Below are 20884 nucleotides of genomic sequence, written 5' to 3'. Positions count from 1 at the left end.
TGTAACGTGATGTAACAAGAATAATAAATTCAATAACATTGTTGATTCAAAAAAATGTCATTTTTGTGTTTTTATAGACGATATTCATCCTTATTACTGGCGCGCTTGTCGCATTACCTATATCTCGACGAGCAAATTTCAGTAACATGCATCAGACGACATTTCGATAACATAATAATAAGAGGCTCTCATGACACACATTCTTTCTGCAGGTATCACACTTGCAATGACGTTGACCACTGCTATCAGCTATGCCCAAAGCCCTCCTAGCTATCAGGACCAACAACGCCTGCACGACATAGCAAAAGCAGTTTCTGCAGAACATATCGAACAGGATATTAGAACCCTAGTAGGATTCGGCACCCGCCATACTTTATCTGATACGGCATCAGACACCCAAGGTATTGGTGCAGCTAGACGCTGGATAAAAAGCGAATTCGAACAAATATCGCAAGCGTGCGGCGGTTGTTTAGAGGTGTATTTTCAATCTAAAAGCATCAGCGGTGAACCCCGCATTCCTAACGCCACGGAAGTAGTGAGTGTTATCGCCGTACAGCGCGGCAGTCACGATCCTGACCGCTACGTGTTAATGTCAGGCGATATTGACTCCCGCGTTTCTGATGTGATGAACAGTACGTCTATATCTCCTGGCGCTAACGACAATGCATCGGGTGTCGCGGGCACATTAGAAGCCGCGCGAGTGTTATCAAAATATAAATTTAATGGCAGCATCGTTTACGCGGCATTAGCTGGGGAGGAACAAGGTTTATTTGGCGGTAAGATACTGGCTGAACAGGCTCAAAAAGACGGTTGGCGTATCAAAGCCGTGCTCAACAACGATATGATTGGCAATATCGAAGGCATAAATGGCGTTATTAATAACACCACAGCCCGTATATTTGCCGAAGGCACTCGCCAAACTGAAACCCCGGAGGAAGCGAAAACACGTCGCTTTACTGGTGGTGAGGTCGATTCTCCGAGTCGCAACTTAGCGCGTTACATCGACTGGATGGCAGACCGCTACATTCCTAACCTAGATACCATGGTCATTTACCGTCTAGACCGCTTCGGGCGCGGAGGGCATCATCGCCCGTTTAACGATTTGGGTTACCCTGGTGTACGCATTATGGAAACCAACGAAAATTACAACCGTCAACACCAAGATATACGCAGCGAAAACGGCATTGACTACGGTGATACCATCGAAGGTGTGAACTTTGATTATGCCGCAAAACTCACAGCGTTGAATGCTGTATCACTTGCAGGAATGGCATGGGCACCCTCCCCGCCGGCTAAGGTAAAAATTGCGGGGGCAGTAAAACCAAGCACCACCTTAAGCTGGCAGGCGCTGAATGAAGAGCAAAACCCGCAACTCAAAGGTTATAAAATTTATTGGCGCTATACAGATGCTCCCCAGTGGCAGTTCAGCCGTTTTGTGGGCAATGTGAATACCTTTACCCTTGAGAACGTTGTGATTGATAATTACTTTTTCGGCGTTGCCAGTGTCAGTCAAGACGGTACAGAAAGTCCGGTTGTTTTCCCCGGCGCCGCGGGAGCGTTTGGCGAATAACCTAGGTGACTTCTTATAGAAAAACGCAGGCTATGGTTTACTTGAGTATTGAACCACTATCGCTTGCGTCCTTATAAATGTCATTTAGTTGGATGAATGTTGCCACTTGCAGAGGCTGGCACGCAGCGATAATAAAAATTGTGTGGCAATCAGGGCATTATAGCGCGTCGTATTTACCCTTTGTGCGGATCCCAGCCTAAGTATGCACGAGTTCTAGCGTATGCTTTTTTTGTCGTACTGCTGCAGTTCCATAACTCGGCATACTTGCCTTGATTAAAGTACCAATTACCGATTTTTACACCTGTTGGCGTCGTCAAGAAGTTATGCCTGTTTTACTGGTGACTGATCGAAACGGTTAAACAGGTATTGACCTGCTCGGCTTTGAGGGTGCTGGCAATATCATTTTTACCTCGCCCTTATTTAATTAAAAGTCGGGTAGCACTGAGGCTTTCAAGTGACTGCTAATCTCGAGCTGATGCTGCCCGCCATCCCTCTGAGCAGATATTTCGCTCGCCAGTAACATCATGCTAATCGTAGAGTCTTTCTAAATTTCAAAGTGCTCGCTGAAGACCGTTTGTGCCAAACTTCCTTTAAATTCAAATTTTTTGAACAAACTCATCAAAATATTCTTATTTTCTTTCATTATCTGTCGAGTTACTTTAGCCACATCAACACGCATCGCTCACTTTAACTCTGATTGATTGTGAGTTAGCGAGTAGTGTAGAACTTGGAAAGTTGAATTAATTTGAATCAAATATATTGAGGGAAAACCATGAAAAGTACATTTTTAACAAAATTAACAACGTCACAAGCGGGTTTCTCAGCATTGTCGCTACGTATTCCCGTTGGCATTACCTTCATTGCTCACGGCGCACAGAAGCTTTTTGGTGCATTCGGCGGATATGGTTTAGAGGGTACCGGACAGTGGATGGCCTCCATCGGACTAGAGCCCGGCTATACGTTGGCCTTTTTAGCAGGTAGTGCAGAATTTTTCGGTGGCATCGCGATATTGCTCGGTTTATTGACTCGCCCTGCTGCTGCAGTTCTCGCTTTTACCATGTTGGTGGCTATTTTTGGTGTACACATAAGTAATGGTTTGTTTATGTCCAACAATGGTTATGAGTATGCACTGGCGTTATTAGCTGTGTCCGTTTCCTTAGTATTCTCAGGAGCGGGTAGATTATCGATAGACTCAATAATTTCTGCTCGTGGCATAAAATAAAATTCATTAGGTAGGTGACAGCTATGATAGATATTCGTTTAGCAGCAACACGGGGGCATGCCAACTTTGGATGGCTCGATAGCCGTCATACTTTTTCATTTGGCTCCTATCACGATCCAGAGCACATGGGATATTCGGCATTACGTGTGATCAACGATGATAAAGTCGAACCGGGTGCTGGGTTTGGCACCCATGGTCACAAAGATATGGAGATAATTAGCTTTGTAACTCAGGGCATTATTGCTCACAAAGACAGCATGGGTAATGTGAAGCACTTGCCCCCAGGTGAATTTCAGCTTATGTCTGCCGGTACTGGAGTGACTCACAGTGAGTATAATGCATCACAAAGTGAGTCCTTGCGCTTTTTACAGATTTGGATCATGCCGAGTCGTCAGGGGGGGACGCCTGGCTACCAGCAAAAAGCCTTTGGTAGACGCCAAGGCCTGACGCCCATTATCACCCCAACAGGTAAAAATGGCACGCTGGCGATTAAGCAAGATGCCACACTGAGTCAATTGGTGCTTGCTCCTGAGACAAGCCTGAACATCGAATTGGATAAAGCGCGCAATACGTACGTGCACCAAGTCAGCGGGCAGCTTGATATTAACCAGCATCGACTTAATCCAAGTGATGGCGCGAAAATAAATGAACTCAACACTTTGGTTTTAGCTAACAAAGGCACACAGAGTGTCACTGCGTTGTTATTTGATTTGCCTTAATCAATTACTTAAACGCAACTTAAAGTGAAGCAATAAAGTGCTATTTATAACCACACCACCCTAAGGTTGCTTAGGGTGGTGACTTTCGTTTATGGAGAAAAAATGCGCCACGCCGTTACCCTTGAAGCCCTTAGAGTGCTAAACGCCATTCATAGCAAGGGCAGCTTTGCTGCCGCTGCAGACGCGTTATTCAAAGTGCCTTCAGCTTTAACTTATACCATCAGTAAACTTGAAGCGGATTTGGGAGTTGCTCTTTTCGATCGCAAAGGGCAACGGGCTATACTAACTCCGGCTGGCAAATTGGTGCTTAGCGAGGGGAGTGAAATATTAAGAGCCGCCGACGATTTAGAAGAGCGGGTTCAACAATTAGAATCTGGCTGGGAATCAAAATTGGTGATCTCAAAAGATACAATCATCTCTGAAGCGCCATTACTCAAGCTTATCGCGGAATTTTGCACCCTGGATAAACATGTAGACATCACCTTGATTGAGGAAGCACTTGGTGGCGGTTGGGATGCACTTCAAACAAATCGTGCCGATATTGCTTTAGGCGTTACGGGCGAACTACCCAAGGGACAATATGATGTCGCGCTTCTTGGGGAGTTAGAATTTGTATTTGCTGTGAGCGCTAAGCATCCGTTGGCAGATTTTGTTGGTTTAATAGAAGGGCATCATATACGCCAATACCCTTACATAGTCGTGGCCGATAGTTCCCGCACCTTGCCGGGACGTACCAGTGGGTTGTTCGATAATAAACAGTTGATTCGAGTAAGTAGCATGAAAAGTAAAGCCCAAGCCCAGGCCGCCGGGATTGGCGTGGGTTTTCTACCTATTCATATTGCAAAGCCATTTTTAGACAATGGCAGCTTAGTGGCAAAAGGTACATCACTACCTCGCCCGCCTATTCCTATTTATTTTGCCAGAGAAAAATCAACCTCAGGCAAGGCCGCGCAATGGTTCTGGGAGCGATTGAGTCAGTATAACTGGCTGGCCACTCAATCGTGACATATTACATAACAGCGCATTTTTTGGTCACATCACGCTTCAAAAACAGGCAATTTAAATAGCTCGGTGAAGATTGCGCTTTGAACACATAAAAATTCATAAGCTGGCAGGAAATTAACTTTCCAGCCAGCATAGAAAGTAATGAATGCTATTTATGAAACGGTTATCAAAAGAATCATTCATTTGTAGAAACAGTCGTTAAAGCTTAACCATTAATTTCCCATTGTTGGCACCACTTAACAGCATGTTCAACCCATCAACTGCTGATGGTAACCCCTCAAGTACGTGAGCACGGTATTTAATTTGCCCTTTCATCACGTAGGGCGTTAACTTCGCCAGTAATTCAGGTACCTGAGCGTAATGGTCAGGCATTGTAAAACCTTGAATGGTGAGTCGCTTTTTAATAATGGGGATCCAGTTAGGTCCAGCGCTCGGCTGTGAGGTAGCATAATCTGAAATCATTCCGCATACCGCTATGCGCCCGTGGGCATTCATATGCTCAAAGATATGCTGCTGAATTGCGCCACCGGTATTTTCAAAGAAAATGTCCACACCATTTGGCGCAAGTTCATTTAGCATGGCGTTCATATCGTCTGATTTATAGTTAATCGCGCCATCAAACCCTAGCTCATTAACTAACCACTGGCACTTTTCATCAGAACCAGCAACACCGATAACCGTCAACCCATCTGCTTTTGCAAGTTGACCTACTATGGAGCCTACTGAGCCCGCAGCGCCGCTAACCACAATCGTTTCTCCCGCTTTTGGCTTAGCGACTCCGAATAAGCCTTGAGTGGCCGTTAATCCGGGTAAAGCAAACACTGACAATGCTTGTTCTTCGCCTACGCCCGCGGGTAATTTGTTTAAGCCTTGGCCGGTGCTGACGAAGTACTCTGTCCAGCCGGTCATCCCCATGACTTTATCCCCTGCTGTAAAATCGGGGTGATTGCTTTCTACGACTTCACCTATACCAGAAGAGCGCATGACATCGCCAAGTGCTACGGGTGGTATATAACTTTTGGTATCAGAACTCATCCAACCGATCATCGCAGGATCAAGTGACATGTAGGTTTGTTTGACCAAGATTTCACCAGGTCCTGGCGTAGGCACCGGTTTTTCAACGACTTCGAAAGTTGAAGCGGGAATTGGGCCTGGCTCTGGCCGTTGAATAAGGTTTATAGCGGTATACGTTGACATTTTATTTCTCCTCACAGTCGTATTTTTGTGTTTTCACTGCTATTTCAGCGATAAATATTATTTTAGGCTTTATTTTGCTAAGATAACTCCCCATAAAAGCCAATCTTTATTGTCTTAATAGCAATAATAGAGCGAAATAAAGCGAAACAGATAATTTATGGATCAGCTCAGAGCGATTCGATACTTTTGCAAAGTAGTTGAAACCGGCAGCTTCACCAACGCTGCTACGACTTTCAATGTCCCCCCCTCATCTCTGTCACGAAGGGTCGCTGACTTAGAGCGTTCGTTAGGTGCAACCTTGCTTAAGCGCTCAACGCGAGTGGTGAGGTTAACTGAAATAGGACGAACCTATTACAATCAAGTCAATGATATATTGCGTCAATTAGAGTTAAGTAATGACACGGTGCGTAGCTATCAAACAGTACCTACAGGGCAGCTTAGGATCAGTGCCATGGTTGAGTTTGGTGAGCCCATATTGTTTCCATTATTAGAAGAATTTTCACAGCGTTATCCGCAAATTATTCTTGATGTGCGCCTCAGCGACGAACTATCGGCCTTGTCCCGAGACGAAGTAGACATTGCTATACGAGGCGGGTATGCGCCCAATGAGCGCGTGATTGCAATTAAATTAATGGAAAATCAATTTATTGCCGTTGCCACTAAGGCTTATTTAGAACGATATGGCACACCAAATACACCATTGGATCTCAGTCATCATAAAGGATTGTATTATCGAACCCCTAATGGTCCATTGCGCTGGATCAGCGAAATAAACGGCCAATGGCAAGACGTATCCGCCCCACAGGTGGCGGTTTCAAACAATGGAAAATGGTTATTAGGGAAAGTGCTAGCGGGGCAAGGCATGATGATGGCGCCCAAATGGCTGCTTAAGGAATATCTTGTTTCCGGGGACCTGCAAGAGTTAAGCCTGTCTCCCGAAATTAACATCACTTCGAGCAGTGATTTCGGTATTTATCTTTTGTACCAAAAACAGCGCTATTTAGTGCCAAAAGTCAAAGCAGCAGTGGACTTCCTGGTCGCAAGAATAAAACAATTGCATGCTTAAGTGGCTCTGAAGATAATCAATTTAAACGTGATTTTTGCAGATATCTAATAAACTTCTTAACAGCAATTCATCGTTGTAAAACGGCGCACTGCGCATCGTCACTAAATCACGCTGTACGACTTTAATTCCCAGCTCACGGAGTCGCTCAAAAGGGATCCCGCCCGCGTAATATTTCTCATTTACATCGAGCAAAATGGTACTGATATATTTGGCTGGTGGAAGAGGTTGTTCTGTGTGTTTGCGCAAATAGCTAATGAGAGTCAAAACACAATCTTCTAAGCTCATACCTAGCTGTTCAGGATCATTACCTAGATTGGGAATGTAGACCTTTGGATTTGGGTTTCTGCTGACAGCATCCCCTACTCCGACAGGCAATAAATTAGCCACAATACTGGTAAAAAAGCTGCCAGGTGGATAACAAATCATATCGGCTTGCTCAATATATTGGCGATTTTCGCTTAACAAAGAACAATCGACAGCCTCGGGGTTTTCCTCGCTTTCGCACAAAAAAAGTTTGGTAATAGCGCTATGCAATACAGGGGTTTCTTTGGCCGTTAATAAATGCTGACCAATCACCGTACTGCCGTCCTGCAGTTCTGCGGCTATTTGCAAGTTACACTCGACTATCGGCCTGACTACACCACGAATATCCAACATTTGATGAAAGAAATCGATGCTACATTGCAGTCTATTTTCACCTGCGCACAGGGTATCAATGAACAACAAATTACCGATACTGGCACCGTTTAAATCAAAATTATCAGGCAAACATTGCAAAACCCTAGCCATTTTATGACAGAACATTTGGCGCTTTTCTATTTCTAACGAGCGCACAAGTGGATCTTGGCCTTCTGCCATCGACTTAAGATGTTCACGAAGAACGTGCTGAGCTGCAATAGAGGACAATCGATAACCCAATAAGCGAGCTACAACGTTTTGTTCCGGCGTAATATTGTGACTTAGGGCCAGTAAACGATTTCGAATATCTCCAACGCCTGGTAATGCAAAATGCCGACGAATGGTCGCTGAACTGCCACCTGAATCAAACGGTGTTACAAGGTGCACCGAATTATGCGTTGCTTCTATCAGTGGCTGACAGAAACTTCGCAATGCGCTACCGCCACTGAAAAATAAAAGGTTCTTCCCCTGATGCGCTGCCCTATGCTGAGCGTCCAAAGGAGACAGAACAGACGTTAATTTTGTGTGCTGAGTTGGCTTAACGCGCATAAATAGAGGCATTCATATGATGAGGTTAACCCTGAGTGTATCTTTATTATTATGCATAATAGATTACACCTTCGTACAAAAAAGCCAAGGGCGAAGGTAATGTTGCTAGAGTAATAGCTATATTAAGACGCCGTAAAATTGATAGCGGCTTGTGAGTTAGCGTTTTTACTGGGCGTTGTTTTTAGTGGCCAATGACTTTGAAAACCTGATCTCGCTAAAATGTGGGTTTGCATGTTGAGCTTGCATCAAAGCAATTAAATTGAGCGCTATGCTGCATTCCCCTTCTGCTGAATGAAGCACAATACATTCTTGTTTCTGCTTATTGTAGCTTGTATCTTTTGCCGTCCCTTTAATCTCACTACCATCGCGCAAACGTAACAAAATTGGCATGTTAAATAAGCAAGCTAGCTCAATATAATCTTGTTCAGCACATTTCATCGTTCATCTCCTGTCTGTCCTAAAGATACTGACTCATGTCAATGAGCTATAAAATGCAAAAAAATAGCCCAACAATGTGGGCTATCAGTATCAGCAAGCTGCAATGAAAACGCTAGTTAACGTGGTGGGAACATTCCACCAGGACCACCAGGGGGCATCATACCTTTCATGTTGCGCATCATTTTCTTCATGCCACCGCCTGACATTTTCTTCATCATCTTTTGCATTTGGGTAAACTGCTTCAACAGGCGGTTTACGTCTTGAATTTGAGTACCAGACCCCATAGCAATTCGACGTTTGCGTGAGCCTTTGATGGTATCGGGCTTAGCACGCTCAAGGGGTGTCATTGAATTAATGATCGCTTCCATTTGATTAAATGACTTATCGTTGGCCTTGTCTTTCACCTGAGCGGTCATGTTGCCCATACCGGGTAGTTTATCCATCATGGACATCATGCCGCCCATATTACGCATTTGTTCCAACTGCTCTTTGAAGTCTTGTAAGTCAAAACCTTTGCCTTTCTGTACTTTCTTGGCAAGACGTTGGGCTTTATCTTTATCAACTTTACGCTCAACTTCCTCAATCAGGCTCAGTACATCACCCATACCCAATATACGTGAAGCAACACGCTCAGGGTGGAAAGGTTCAAGGGCGTCAATTTTTTCGCCCATACCCAAGAATTTAATAGGCTTGCCAGTGATATGGCGAACAGATAATGCAGCACCACCGCGGGCATCACCGTCTGTCTTCGTCAAGATAACACCGGTTAATGGCAACGCTTCATTAAACGCTTTGGCCGTGTTCGCGGCATCTTGCCCGGTCATGGCGTCCACCACGAACAATGTCTCTATCGGTTTAATCGCTTGATGAAGGTCTTTAATCTCTCCCATCATTTCTGCGTCTATGTGTAAACGCCCCGCAGTATCGACTAATAACACATCAAAGAATTTTTTCTTTGCGTGATCAACTGCTGCATTAACAATATCAATCGGCTTTTGTTCTATCGTCGACGGGAAACACTCTACACCGACTTCAATCGCTAGGGTTTCAAGCTGCTTGATGGCCGCAGGACGATACACGTCAGCACTGACCACAAGTACTTTTTTCTTTTCACGGTCGGTTAAATAGCGCGCTAGTTTACCCACGCTGGTGGTTTTACCCGCACCTTGCAGACCTGCCATGAGTACGACTGCTGGCGGCTGCGCGGCAAGGTCTAAGCCTTCATTGGCCTGCCCCATGACAGATTCCAACTCAGCTTGTACAATTTTGATGAATACCTGGCCGGGATTTAAACTTTTTGAAACTTCGGTGCCTACAGCACGCTCTTTCACCTGCTCAATGAAGCTTTTTACCACTGGCAAGGCGACATCGGCCTCAAGAAGCGCCATGCGTACTTCGCGCAGGGTGTCTTTGATGTTGTCATCAGTTAATCGGCCACGGCCGCTGATATCTTTGAGAGTTTTGCCTAAGCGTTCTGTTAAATTTTCAAACATAGCAAATTTATACAAGTTAAATTCTAGATGTGCTTATGATACCTAAATTCCTCCCAGATAAGAACCAAAGCAGTACAACAAATAAAGTTAATGAGAATTATTGCTAAACACTAGGTATGAAGGGGCATAATGGTTATACTCCGTCGTCTCAGAGCGTTAATCGTTCGCGTTTTTGCCCTTCAGGCTTCGTTCGTGAATTCGCTCAACATCAATACGGAAATCGAGGTTAGATCATGTTGTTAGGCTTAATTTGTTTTTGCCTATATGCTGGCGCTGCTGGCGTAATTTTATTGAAGTTTTTTGACCATAAAGGCCCCAACCTAAAACTGTCTTATGTATTAGCTATCGCAGCGATAGCCATGCATGCTTGGCTATTAAATAACGATATTTTTGTTAGCCTTGGCGAGAATTTAAGCATGCTCAATGTTGCTTCACTTGTCGCATGGTTGATTAGTGTGACCATGTTGATAGCCGCCTTTACCATGCCAAATACCATTTTACTGCCTGTGGTGTACTCATTTACTGGCGTCATAATTCTGCTTGACCTCTTTATTCCCGACGCGCACATTATGCAAATTGGCGTGCGCCCTGAATTAATGATTCACATAGGGTTAGCGCTATTTGCTTATGCTTGCCTTGGTATTGCCTTACTCTACGCGCTACAGTTGGCATACATCAACATGCGCCTTAAAGAGAAAAAAGCCTCGCTCCTGCACTCTTCCCTCCCCCCGTTGATGATGGTTGAAGGCATCCTCTTCAAATTGCTTACCGTTGGTACTATTCTTCTAACTCTGTCATTAATAAGTGGGTTTGTATTCTTAGAAAACATGTTCGGCCAAGGGCAAGCTCACAAGACCATTTTGTCGATATTGGCTTGGTTGGTGTTTTCTGTTGAGCTATTTGGACACTTCAAATTTGGTTGGCGCGGTAAACCCATTATTTTCGCCACTATTTTGGGCTCAATACTTTTGAGTCTGGCTTATTTTGGTAGTCGGTTTGTCAAAGAAATAATTCTAAGCTGATCCTGTTTTTAGCCAATATCTATAGTAAAATAAGCCAACTTGCTTGAAACGTGGGGAATTTGCCCTTAAAGTTTCGCTTTAACAACCTTTAGGGATCCCTTAGTTGGACGATATATCAACAGGTAGTCTATTTATTCTACTTGGTATTTTAGTATTACTTTCCGCTTATTTTTCTAGCTCTGAAACCAGTATGATGTCGATCAATCGATATCGACTAAAACACTTGGGTAACGAAGGCAATAAAGGTGCTCTGAGAGTTCAAAAGCTTCTTGAAAGGCCTGATCGCTTGATCGGTTTAATCCTTATTGGCAATAATCTTGTCAATATTGCAGCATCGGCAGTTGCAACCGTCTTAGGGTTACGTTTATACGGAGATGTCGGTATAGCGATGGCGACAGTGGTGCTCACCCTGGTTATCCTTATTTTTTCTGAGGTCACACCTAAAACGGTTGCAGCACTTTACCCAGAAAAAGTCTCTTTTCCAGCCTCTTTTTTCCTTCTACCTATGCTTAAGTTACTTTACCCATTGGTGTTTTTAGTAAACGGAATAACTAATTTTATTTTAAAGCTGTTGCGCATCAGTACTGATGACAGTGGCAGCGGTAGTTTAAGCAGAGAAGAACTGCGCACCGTAGTACACGAAGCGGGCGCCATGATCCCCAAAAAGCACCAAGACATGTTAGTGGGCATTTTAGACTTAGAGAAAGTGACCGCTGAAGATATTATGGTCCCACGCAATGAAATTGTGGCCATAGATATCAATCATGAATGGAAAGACATTCAAAAACAGTTGATAAACTCGCAACACACTCGTGTTTTACTGTATCGCGATAGCATTGATGACGCAGTTGGCTTTGTTCATGTGCGTGATGCCTTGCGGTTGCTGTCCAAAGACGAGTTTACCAAATCCAGCCTTTTGCGCGCCGTTCGGGAAATCTACTTCACCCCTGAATCGACACCATTACATACATTAATGTATAAGTTTCAAGCCGTTAAAGAACGCATTGGTCTAGTTGTGGACGAATACGGTGATATTCAAGGTTTGGTTACCTTAGAAGATATCCTTGAAGAAATTATTGGTGACTTCACCACAAGCATGGTGCCGGATCATAGCAAAGAAGCAGATACTCAGCAGGATGGAAGTGTACTGGTTGACGGCAGCGCCAATGTTCGAGAGTTAAACAAAGAGATGGATTGGCATTTTCCCACCGAAGGACCAAAAACCCTTAATGGGATTATTTTAGAGTATTTGGAAGATATTCCAGAAGCCAATATCAGTTTACGATTAGCTGGCTATCCTCTTGAAATTATCGAAATGAAAGATAACGTTGTCAAAACAGTACGAATAATGCCGCAATTCTACTTAGCACAAGATAATAATAGATCTGATTGAGTGAGATTATACCAACACCATTGAAACCTTAAATTTTGGTAAGGGGATCTTTTGCCAGTCTATTTTGACGGATTTTCTCTTTTGCTAGCTCTACTTTTGTATTCAGGTTTGTCAGGCGCTCGTAAATGCCCTGAAGCTCAGAGTCATGAGTCAGTTGTGCATTTGATACATGATGTTCAAGTACCTGCTTTAAGTAGGCAGGTAAATTTTTGCCTGGCATGAATGTAACCCCTCTAACGAGTTATCGGTTCTCATACTCAAATCTATAGTGAAAGTTTATCCCTTAACTTCAAGATGGGTGATAAATATCCAACACCGTCCCTGAGTGTGTGGTTGGTTGATAATCAACCATAACTATACTCGAAGTGTCAAAAAATAACGAATGTTGTTGTCCTGTTATCTCGTCTAAAAAATAACTCACAAACGGCATATGGCTCACAATTAATAGCGAATGTTTCACCCTATTCTCTTCGAGTAAATAATCAATGTAATCATGAGTTAGCCAAATGTTCCCGTCAGGCGTGATATCATTTGATACAGTTTGGCTATGGACTGTTATCTTTTCACCGACCGCTTCCAATGTTTGTCGTGCTCGGATAAATGGGCTAACAAGGCTCATCTCGATCCCTGACGGCTCACAGCGGTCTAATAACCATTGCCCTGCAGCCTTGGCCTGCTCTAGGCCAAACCTCGTTAATTCACGGGAACTGTCTTCATATTGAGCAGTCTCGGCTTCGCCATGACGCATGATAATAATATGCATAAATTACTGCTGAATGGTTAACAAACTTTGTTACGCTTAATATAGCAAATAAATGTTTGAAAATCCGAGAGTTGAGTGTTTTTTGCGTTATGCTATTTCAGCGCAATATATGAAAACAGGATCTAGTCTTTTGCTTACTCATCGCCTCGATAATCGTCACTATCACTTTTCTCAGTTTGAGAACGGCTTGAAAGTGATATTCGTCGAAGACCCAAGCAGTGAAGTGTGCAACGTAGCGGCTACTGTTGGCAATGGTCATTTTAGTGATCCTATTGATTGCTTAGGCTTGAGCCATTTGTTGGAACATATGCTGTTTCAAGGCAACAAAAAATATAAAACGATAGATGCGTTTGATACTTTTCTTTCTTTACATGGCGGCTCGGTAAACGCTGCCACTGGCTCAGAATATAGTCACTATTACTTTTCGGTAACCGGTGAACATCTCTCGTCTGCACTTGATCATTTCAGTCAGTTATTGACAGCGCCTTTATTTGAAACAGAGGCAATTGAAAAAGAAATCGGCGCGATTGATGCTGAGTTTTCATTAAAAATACACGACGATTTGCGCAGGCTATATGAGGTGCACAAGGAAACGGCTAACCCGGACCACCCTTTTAGTCAATTTTCTGTCGGTAATGCAACCACCTTGGGTGAACTTAATTTACAAGAAGTGCGGCAGCGTCTAAAAACACTGCATCAAGATAAATACGTCTCTCAAAATATCGCATTGTGCATCATCAGCCCATTTAGTCATCAAACGAGTTTAACGCTCATTGAGCAATATTTTGGACAACTGGAAAATAGAAAACCGTCTAAGCGACCCCCTTTACCAGCACTTTACCTGCCCGAGCAGTTGGGTATTAGAATTGATATTACCCCCCTAAAATCGGCTCGCAGGCTTATCGTCACGTTCGCACTGCCATGTGTACACCATTATTATCGCACTAAACCGCTAAGTATTATCAGCGAGTTATTGGCTGATGAGGGCCCAAATGGCTTACTTGGATTTTTTAAAGAAAAGGGATTCGCTACCAATATTAGTGTCGGTGGTGGTATCGAAGGCAGTAACTTTCGAGACTTCAATGTCAACTTACAACTAACAGAATTGGGGTTAGCCAACATTGACTCCATGTTAGAAACGCTATTTCAATACTTAGAGAATATTAGGCAGCACAGCAAACTGCGCTTCTTTGATGAAAAGAAAGCGTTGCTGGAACAAATCTGGCAATTTGCTGATGCCATAAAACCGATTGATGAAGCTGTTAGCTTATCCAGCGCAATATTTCTCTACCCTTGTGAACACCTTATTGCCTCAGAATACATACTCGATAAGGCCGACCCTTCAATTGTGGACGAAATACTGGGCTTTTTTACGCCGTCAAATATGCGCGTTAAAGTCGTTTCCCCTGATGCTCAAACGAACCAAATAAGCCAGTGGTACAACACCCCTTACGCAGTGTCTCCCCTGCCCCCTCAATTGCTAAAGAAATTGCAAAATGAGAGTTGCAGTTCGCTCTTAATGTTACCTGAAGAAAATCAATTTCTGAGCCTCGAGCATACATTGATTCAAGCTGAAAAGAAGTATTCTGTACCCCAAAACATAGTTGCATCAGAGGACTTCAATGTCTGGTTTGGTCAAGATACCCAATTTGGTTTACCAAGAGGTGATTGCTATATCTCATTCGATTGCCAAGCAGCCACCACTGGGGTTGAAGCGACAGCATCTAGAAAACTGTGGATTGCCTTACTCAATAACCATTTCCAGCAAGCTTATTATCAAGCAAATGTAGCAGGGCTTAATTATCATTTGTATTCACACCAATGTGGTTTTTCTTTGCATACCAGTGGCTTTAGCGCCAAGCAACTGACCTTTAATCAGGAGCTAATAGATCAATTACACTCTTTTGAAGACTTTGAAAAACACTTTGAGCAGATTAAACAACAACAATGTCAGAGCCTACACAACAACTTACTGAATAAACCCATCAACCGATTATTCGCCAGACTCTCGGCTTTCATGCAGCAAAATACCCATACACCACTGAGTATGGTCGCTGCCATGGAGAGCACAACACTTGAACATGTCCACACCGTAAAAGGCCAATTGCTAAATGATAGATATATGGAATCTCTCATTTTTGGAAACTGGGATATCAATCACGTACACCGGTTCTCGGATAAATTACATCAAAAACACGCATTATATAGCGGGCACAAAAAGCTATCGAGGAGTGTATTTGATTTATCAAAGCAAGATTCGTTACTTCACGCCCTTCCCTGTGAGCATCCGGATGCCGCTGTGGTCATTTATTACCAATCTCCCAATACCGGGCGCCGAGACACATTGTTGACGATATTATTAGAACAATTAGTGTCACCTGTCTTTTTTAACTTTGCCCGCCAGCAAGCGCAATTGGGTTATTTAGTGGGGAGTGGTTATGTGCCGTTCAACCAACATCCCGGCATAGCATTCTATGTGCAATCACCTAAATATTCGGCGCAATACCTCATTACCGTCATCCGAGACTTTTTGAAAAAGTTAACAGTAGATCTATTGTCTTATCAGAAAAATTGGCGTGACATAAAACATGGCGTGATGAAGCAATTATGTCAAAGAGATGCAAATCTAAGTATCAAGAGTCAACGTTTGTGGTCTGCATTAGGCAATCAAGACTATCGTTTTTCTCAAAATAGAGACACGGCAAATGAATTAGAATGCATCGAGTTTTCGGATCTAATGAACTTCGTAAACGGTCTCATCATCGGTAAAAACACGGGTGAATTAATACTGTACAGCGACCCTAAGCATTCAATATCGGCCGATGAGCTTTTGACGACTCCAGTTGACGATGTCTCGGAGTTTAAAAAACGCACGCCGTTAGTAGAATAAAGCGTTAATATTTCTTTAATAGACCGAACAATTCACTGCTTGTTAGTAAAAGTTAGCTGTAGCGTTAAAAAGTAACGATTAAAACTTGTTAAGGCCCCATATTTTAGGCATATTTAAGGCCGTGGGTACTACGGATAGTTTCCTAAATATTAATAATTACAAAGCAGAAAAACTGCTGACAGGTGTTAATTGCGTACTTTAACTATTCCATCCATCTTTTGGTGTCTGTGGCTCGTAAGCGCTACTTTTGGCTTTTTTAATGCCGCTCATGCTCAAACATTTTCATTTGATAATCTCACCAAAGCCGACGGCTTAACGCAAAATACCATCACCGACATCATCGAAGATAAGCGCGGCTTTATGTGGTTTGCCACTGCAAACGGCTTGAGCCGTTTCGATGGCTATGAATTTGTCAATTATCAGCATAACCCAAATGACGTTAAATCATTACCTCATGATTTTATGAGAACCATGTTAATAGATCAGGACGGGGCACTGTGGATCGGCACGCAAAACGGTCTGGCGCGCTACAATCCTTTATCGGATGATTTCACTCGTTATAACCAACAAAATAGCAGTTTAAATAACAATATTATAAATACCCTAAGTCTCACCAATACTGGAAAATTGCTAGTCGCTAACGAATCGACTCTTTACACGTATTCTAAACAGACAAATGATTTCACCCCAGTAGAGGTATCCTCGGAACGACTTCCTGCAGAAATTAAAGCTATACTTGTCGAAGATACTTTTAGCATCATTGGTAGCTACGGACACGGCATTTATCTACTAGAGAATGAGTCAAATACACTCTATAACTTAAACGCTCAAAACCCACTTAACATCACTATTCCTGCTCAATATTTATTTGATGTAAAGCATTTCGGAAACAGTTATTGGTTTGCGACCGAGCTTGGCGCCTATATGTGGGATAAAGAAACTCAAGAGCTACTGCATTTCAACGGGAACAGCTCGCCAAGCCTTCTTGGAAACGAAGTACGCAGCATCCAACAAGGCAATGATGGAGATATCTGGCTCGGTACATCAGCTGGTCTAACAATTGTAAGTAAGACAAAGGATACTACTAAGCATATTTCACCAGATAGTGGCTTAGCCAAGCTCCCCTCACAAAGCGATGCTGGTATATTCCTACTCAGTATGTTTCGTGATAGTAACGATACCTTATGGCTTGGTTCACATACCGGAGGGGTGTATCGATACAATCAAGACTCAGCACTTTTTCGTCATTATGTCTCAACTGCGTCAAATACGAATACATTGGCTGGCGATGTAGTGTGGTCAATAAAGCTAGATAGTAAGGGGTTGGTGTGGCTTGCAACTCAGGCTGGCGGCATATCCGAGTTTAACACTGATACGGAGCGATTTACGTCCTGGCTTGAAGACTTTGAGTACAGTATTTGGGACATGACTATCGACGAAAAAGATCGCCTTTGGTTAGCAACAAGTGGAGGAATATACATTTATGAGAAAGCCGATAATGGCGAATTAAGCCTCTTGAAAACCCTATCTAAAGGTAACTTTTATTATAGGGTTTTGTACTCTAAAAATAAGATTTGGCTAAAGTCCCTTGATAATAAATTAAGATGGATAGATACAAGTGATTTTAGCGCCCACACCATACAACTAGGCAATAAAACATTTAAGACATTAGATCCAGTATTCATAGATAGCGAAGAGCGGTTATGGTTAAGAGGAAACAATGAACTCCTGCTCTTTGACATGAAAACGCAAAAACTTGATCAGCTGTCGAACGATCCGCTACTTACCAGCAACAATTTTAGCGCCGTGGTTGAAACAGACGAGCAGTTTTGGTTAGCGTCTCTTGAGTTCGGGCTTATTGTTTTGGATAAGCAAACTTTCCAAGTTACGCAAAAAATAAATGTCAGTTCTGGGTTATCTGATAATCAAATAGTACAAGCTTTGAAAGTAGACGATAGTATTTGGCTAACTACCATGGCAGGCGGAATCGAAGAAGTTTCTATTTCATCTGCTCAGGTCATCCAACAAATAACGCCTGAGAGACTCAATTTTAACGATTTCAATGAAGGCGCTGGACTCGTCACTTCAGATAGGAAAATTTTATTTGGCGGCTCACAAGGTTTTAACCTGTTCGATCATGACCAAATAACTCAGAACAGACCGCCCTCAAGCAGCAACCTTGCTAATAGCAATATTTCAATTCCCCCAATCATTACTCACCTAGGATTATTCAATAGAAAAATCGACGTTCATAGTGTAGGCAGCCCGTTACGAAAGCCCATTTATCTTACCGATCAACTTACACTTTCTAACAGCTCAAATCACGTTAGCTTAACCTTTGGGCAACTTAATCCGCTAGATGCTAAAGGGTATTCTTATCGTTATAAGTTAGGTGGTTATTCTAATAAATGGCTGGATGCAGATAAGCGTACGCGAGAAGCGACTTTTACAAACTTAGACTTTGGCCGATATCAATTTGAGGTTCAAAGCCGGCATAACATGGACCCATGGTCTAAGTCCCGAAAGTTGACAGTCAACATCGAGCCACCGCTATGGTTACATCGCAATGCCCTCATTTTTTACTGCATATTAGTGTTGTTCAGCATATTGGCGGTGGTTAAGCAATATCGCTCTAAGCGTGTGGCGCGCTTGGCAATAACCGAAAGTGAAGAGCGTTTAAAACTGACATTATGGAGCAGCGGTGACGAATTATGGGATTGGGATATATATCAAGGTCAAGTGTTCCGCTCAAACACGTGGGGGATCATGGACTTTCCTCAAGATGATATTCGCGTTAACAGTGCCTACCAAGCTAATATCCACCAGAACGATCTGAAGCGGGTTCAGGATGCGCTTAACGAACACCTACAAGATAAAACCGAGCATTTTGAAGTCACATACCGAGCAAGCACCTTTAAAGGTGAATGGTTGTGGGTGCTTGACCGAGGCAAGGTTGTTAGCCGTGATAACAATAATCAACCTGTTCGGATGACGGGTACATTTAAAAATATTAGCCACCTGAAAGAAGCTGAAGAGCAATTAAAGCTTTTCAAACGCTCCATTGAAACCATTTCAGACGGCGTATTTATTGCAGATACCAGCTTTAGATACATTTCTGTCAACAAGGCATATTGTAAATACACTGGCGAAACGCGAGAGCAAGCATTAGCAAGTTATCTCACCTTCCATCAATATCCTGGGGCTTTTACCGAAGAAGTAAAAAAATCCCTTCGTCAAAAAGGCAATTGGAACGGAGAGGTCGAATCAAGACGAATAAATGGTGAGAAGTATGAGATGGAATTGAACATCGATGCCATCAATGATGAGGACGGCCGCATTAGCCATTACGTAGGTGTATTTTCTGATATTACACCTAGAAAAAGCACCGAAAAAGAATTGCTTAAGTTAGCCAATACTGATCCCCTTACCGACTTACCAAACCGCTCTTTCTTTCAAGCGAGCCATAATAATATTGTGCGCCGTGGCACCCAGCATGCGTTGGTATGTTTAGACATGGACAACTTTAAGAAAATTAACGACTCATTAGGTCATCAGACCGGCGACTTATTGATTAAACAAATAGCACGGCGTTTGCAGAAATTAGCCGGTAAAAGTGCAACGTGCTACCGCCTTGGAGGCGACGAATTTAGTATACTGCTCGACAAAGACACTGACGTGCACAGTGTGACGCATTTCACTCAATCCATTTTAGATGACTTGGCCCGCCCTTTTTTAATCAATCATCAAGAATTTGTGCTGGGTGCCAGTATTGGGATCGCGTTTTATCCTGAAGACGGTAGTTCACCACAGGAATTATTGAAAAATGCGGATACTGCTATGTATTTCGCCAAGAACGCTGGCGGTAACAAATATCAATTTTTCAGCGGTGAAATGAATCAAAATGCAGTGCGCCAATTACAAATAGAGAATTTGATACGCCACGGCTTAAAGGAAGATTTATTTAACGTTTATTATCAGCCTAAGATTGACATCGCTACCGGCAAATTGGTTAGTATGGAAGCCTTAGTGCGCTTTGAACATCCAGAGAAGGGCATTGTGAGCCCGGCTCAGTTCATCCCGTTGTCAGAGCAAACTGGACAAGTCATCGATATTGGTGAAGTGGTATTACGAAAAGCTTGTGAAGACACCAAACGTTGGGTTAAAGCGGGGATTTTCACCGGTCGCGTGGCGGTTAATATATCAGCGCGTCAATTTGAATTACCGGATTTAGATGAGAAAATCGAGAGCATTTTGCAAAAAGCAGATCTTTCGCCATTGCATCTAGAGTGTGAAATTACCGAAGGCACATTGATGCAAGACCCTGACAATGCTCTGCGCATGATGACTCGTTTGCGTGAAAGAGGCATACATTTAGCCCTTGATGACTTCGGTACGGGCTACTCTTCTCTGGCCTATCTAAAACGATTCCCGCTTAACACCCTTAAAATAGACAAAGCCTTTATTGACGACATTGCCACCAGCAGCGTTGACCGGCACATGACTGCCGCTATTATCACCATAGCGCACAATCTTGGCCTCAAAGTTGTTGCCGAGGGTGTAGAGCTCGAAGAACAGATGTCAATATTACGTCGCTATGAATGTGAAATGCTACAAGGCTATCTTTATAGCAAGCCTCTGAGCTCTTCACGCTTCGAACGGTTACTAAAAGAAAATCACCAGCTAAACAAATTATTGCAAGGTAGCTAAGGGTACCCCTTAGCTTTTTTCAGCCACTAGCGTTGCCTAGTTTTCATCACCAAAAAATTGAAACGCTATCGTTAACAACCCCATACTACATGGCTTGGGGAGAACTCTATTTGATTCATCTTCTCCTTGTTCGCTAAAAATTATGAATCTTGATCTATATAATGATCGCAAA

The 20884-nt window shown here is 43.0% G+C and carries 15 protein-coding genes; 9 read left to right on the top strand and 6 right to left on the bottom strand.

The window, feature by feature from the left end:
• Positions 1-190 precede the first annotated feature (190 nt).
• From PATL_RS08580 to PATL_RS08565, 4 genes are all read left to right on the top strand, one after another.
• On the top strand, positions 191-1570 hold the full coding sequence (locus PATL_RS08580; RefSeq protein WP_011574505.1) for a M28 family metallopeptidase: 1380 nt from the start codon (positions 191-193) through the stop codon (positions 1568-1570).
• A gap of 772 nt (positions 1571-2342) precedes the next feature.
• Positions 2343-2792, top strand: a complete 450-nt coding sequence (locus PATL_RS08575) for a DoxX family protein (RefSeq protein ID WP_011574504.1) — start codon at positions 2343-2345, stop codon at positions 2790-2792.
• Positions 2793-2815: 23 nt separating this feature from the next.
• Positions 2816-3511: a pirin family protein gene (locus PATL_RS08570; RefSeq protein WP_011574503.1), complete on the top strand. Its 696-nt coding sequence runs from the start codon at positions 2816-2818 to the stop codon at positions 3509-3511.
• 102 nt (positions 3512-3613) lie between these two features.
• Positions 3614-4516 (top strand): LysR substrate-binding domain-containing protein, encoded by a 903-nt coding sequence (locus PATL_RS08565; protein WP_011574502.1) that lies wholly within the window; start codon positions 3614-3616, stop codon positions 4514-4516.
• Between the two features lie 198 nt (positions 4517-4714).
• On the opposite strand, the gene PATL_RS08560 is transcribed toward PATL_RS08565, so the two are convergent.
• Positions 4715-5713: an NADP-dependent oxidoreductase gene (locus PATL_RS08560; RefSeq protein WP_011574501.1), complete on the bottom strand. Its 999-nt coding sequence runs from the start codon at positions 5711-5713 to the stop codon at positions 4715-4717.
• A gap of 157 nt (positions 5714-5870) precedes the next feature.
• Here PATL_RS08560 and PATL_RS08555 point away from each other — a divergent pair, with 157 nt between their 5' ends.
• Positions 5871-6779: a LysR family transcriptional regulator gene (locus PATL_RS08555; protein ID WP_011574500.1), complete on the top strand. Its 909-nt coding sequence runs from the start codon at positions 5871-5873 to the stop codon at positions 6777-6779.
• 21 nt (positions 6780-6800) lie between these two features.
• Here PATL_RS08555 and PATL_RS08550 read toward each other — a convergent pair whose 3' ends face one another.
• The 3 genes from PATL_RS08550 to ffh form a co-directional block, all read right to left on the bottom strand.
• Positions 6801-8006: a GAK system CofD-like protein gene (locus PATL_RS08550; protein WP_041714353.1), complete on the bottom strand. Its 1206-nt coding sequence runs from the start codon at positions 8004-8006 to the stop codon at positions 6801-6803.
• A 165-nt stretch (positions 8007-8171) separates the two neighbouring features.
• Positions 8172-8444, bottom strand: a complete 273-nt coding sequence (locus tag PATL_RS08545) for a Rho-binding antiterminator (protein ID WP_011574498.1) — start codon at positions 8442-8444, stop codon at positions 8172-8174.
• Positions 8445-8560: 116 nt separating this feature from the next.
• Positions 8561-9937 (bottom strand): signal recognition particle protein, encoded by a 1377-nt coding sequence (gene ffh / locus PATL_RS08540; RefSeq protein ID WP_011574497.1) that lies wholly within the window; start codon positions 9935-9937, stop codon positions 8561-8563.
• A gap of 233 nt (positions 9938-10170) precedes the next feature.
• Here ffh and ccsA point away from each other — a divergent pair, with 233 nt between their 5' ends.
• Both ccsA and PATL_RS08530 read left to right on the top strand, forming a co-directional pair.
• Positions 10171-10959, top strand: coding sequence for a cytochrome C assembly family protein (gene ccsA / locus PATL_RS08535; RefSeq protein WP_011574496.1), 789 nt, complete (start codon positions 10171-10173; stop codon positions 10957-10959).
• Positions 10960-11062: 103 nt separating this feature from the next.
• Complete coding sequence (locus PATL_RS08530; RefSeq protein ID WP_011574495.1) at positions 11063-12352, top strand: HlyC/CorC family transporter; 1290 nt, start codon at positions 11063-11065, stop codon at positions 12350-12352.
• Positions 12353-12380: 28 nt separating this feature from the next.
• On the opposite strand, the gene PATL_RS08525 is transcribed toward PATL_RS08530, so the two are convergent.
• Both PATL_RS08525 and sixA read right to left on the bottom strand, forming a co-directional pair.
• Positions 12381-12572 (bottom strand): hypothetical protein, encoded by a 192-nt coding sequence (locus PATL_RS08525; RefSeq protein ID WP_041713566.1) that lies wholly within the window; start codon positions 12570-12572, stop codon positions 12381-12383.
• Between the two features lie 69 nt (positions 12573-12641).
• Complete coding sequence (gene sixA, locus PATL_RS08520; RefSeq protein ID WP_011574494.1) at positions 12642-13115, bottom strand: phosphohistidine phosphatase SixA; 474 nt, start codon at positions 13113-13115, stop codon at positions 12642-12644.
• Positions 13116-13224: 109 nt separating this feature from the next.
• Between sixA and PATL_RS08515 the strand changes: the two genes are divergently transcribed.
• On the top strand, positions 13225-16005 hold the full coding sequence (locus PATL_RS08515; protein WP_232283306.1) for an insulinase family protein: 2781 nt from the start codon (positions 13225-13227) through the stop codon (positions 16003-16005).
• 189 nt (positions 16006-16194) lie between these two features.
• A complete protein-coding gene (locus tag PATL_RS08510) occupies positions 16195-20712 on the top strand; it encodes an EAL domain-containing protein (protein WP_011574492.1) in 4518 nt (1505 codons plus the stop codon).
• Positions 20713-20884 lie beyond the last annotated feature (172 nt).

Origin of the sequence: Paraglaciecola sp. T6c (assembly GCF_000014225.1) — a bacterium.
GTDB lineage: Bacteria > Pseudomonadota > Gammaproteobacteria > Enterobacterales > Alteromonadaceae > Paraglaciecola > Paraglaciecola atlantica_A.
Note: the sequence above shows the minus strand (reverse complement) of the source record. Positions and strands in the feature narration are given on the sequence as shown.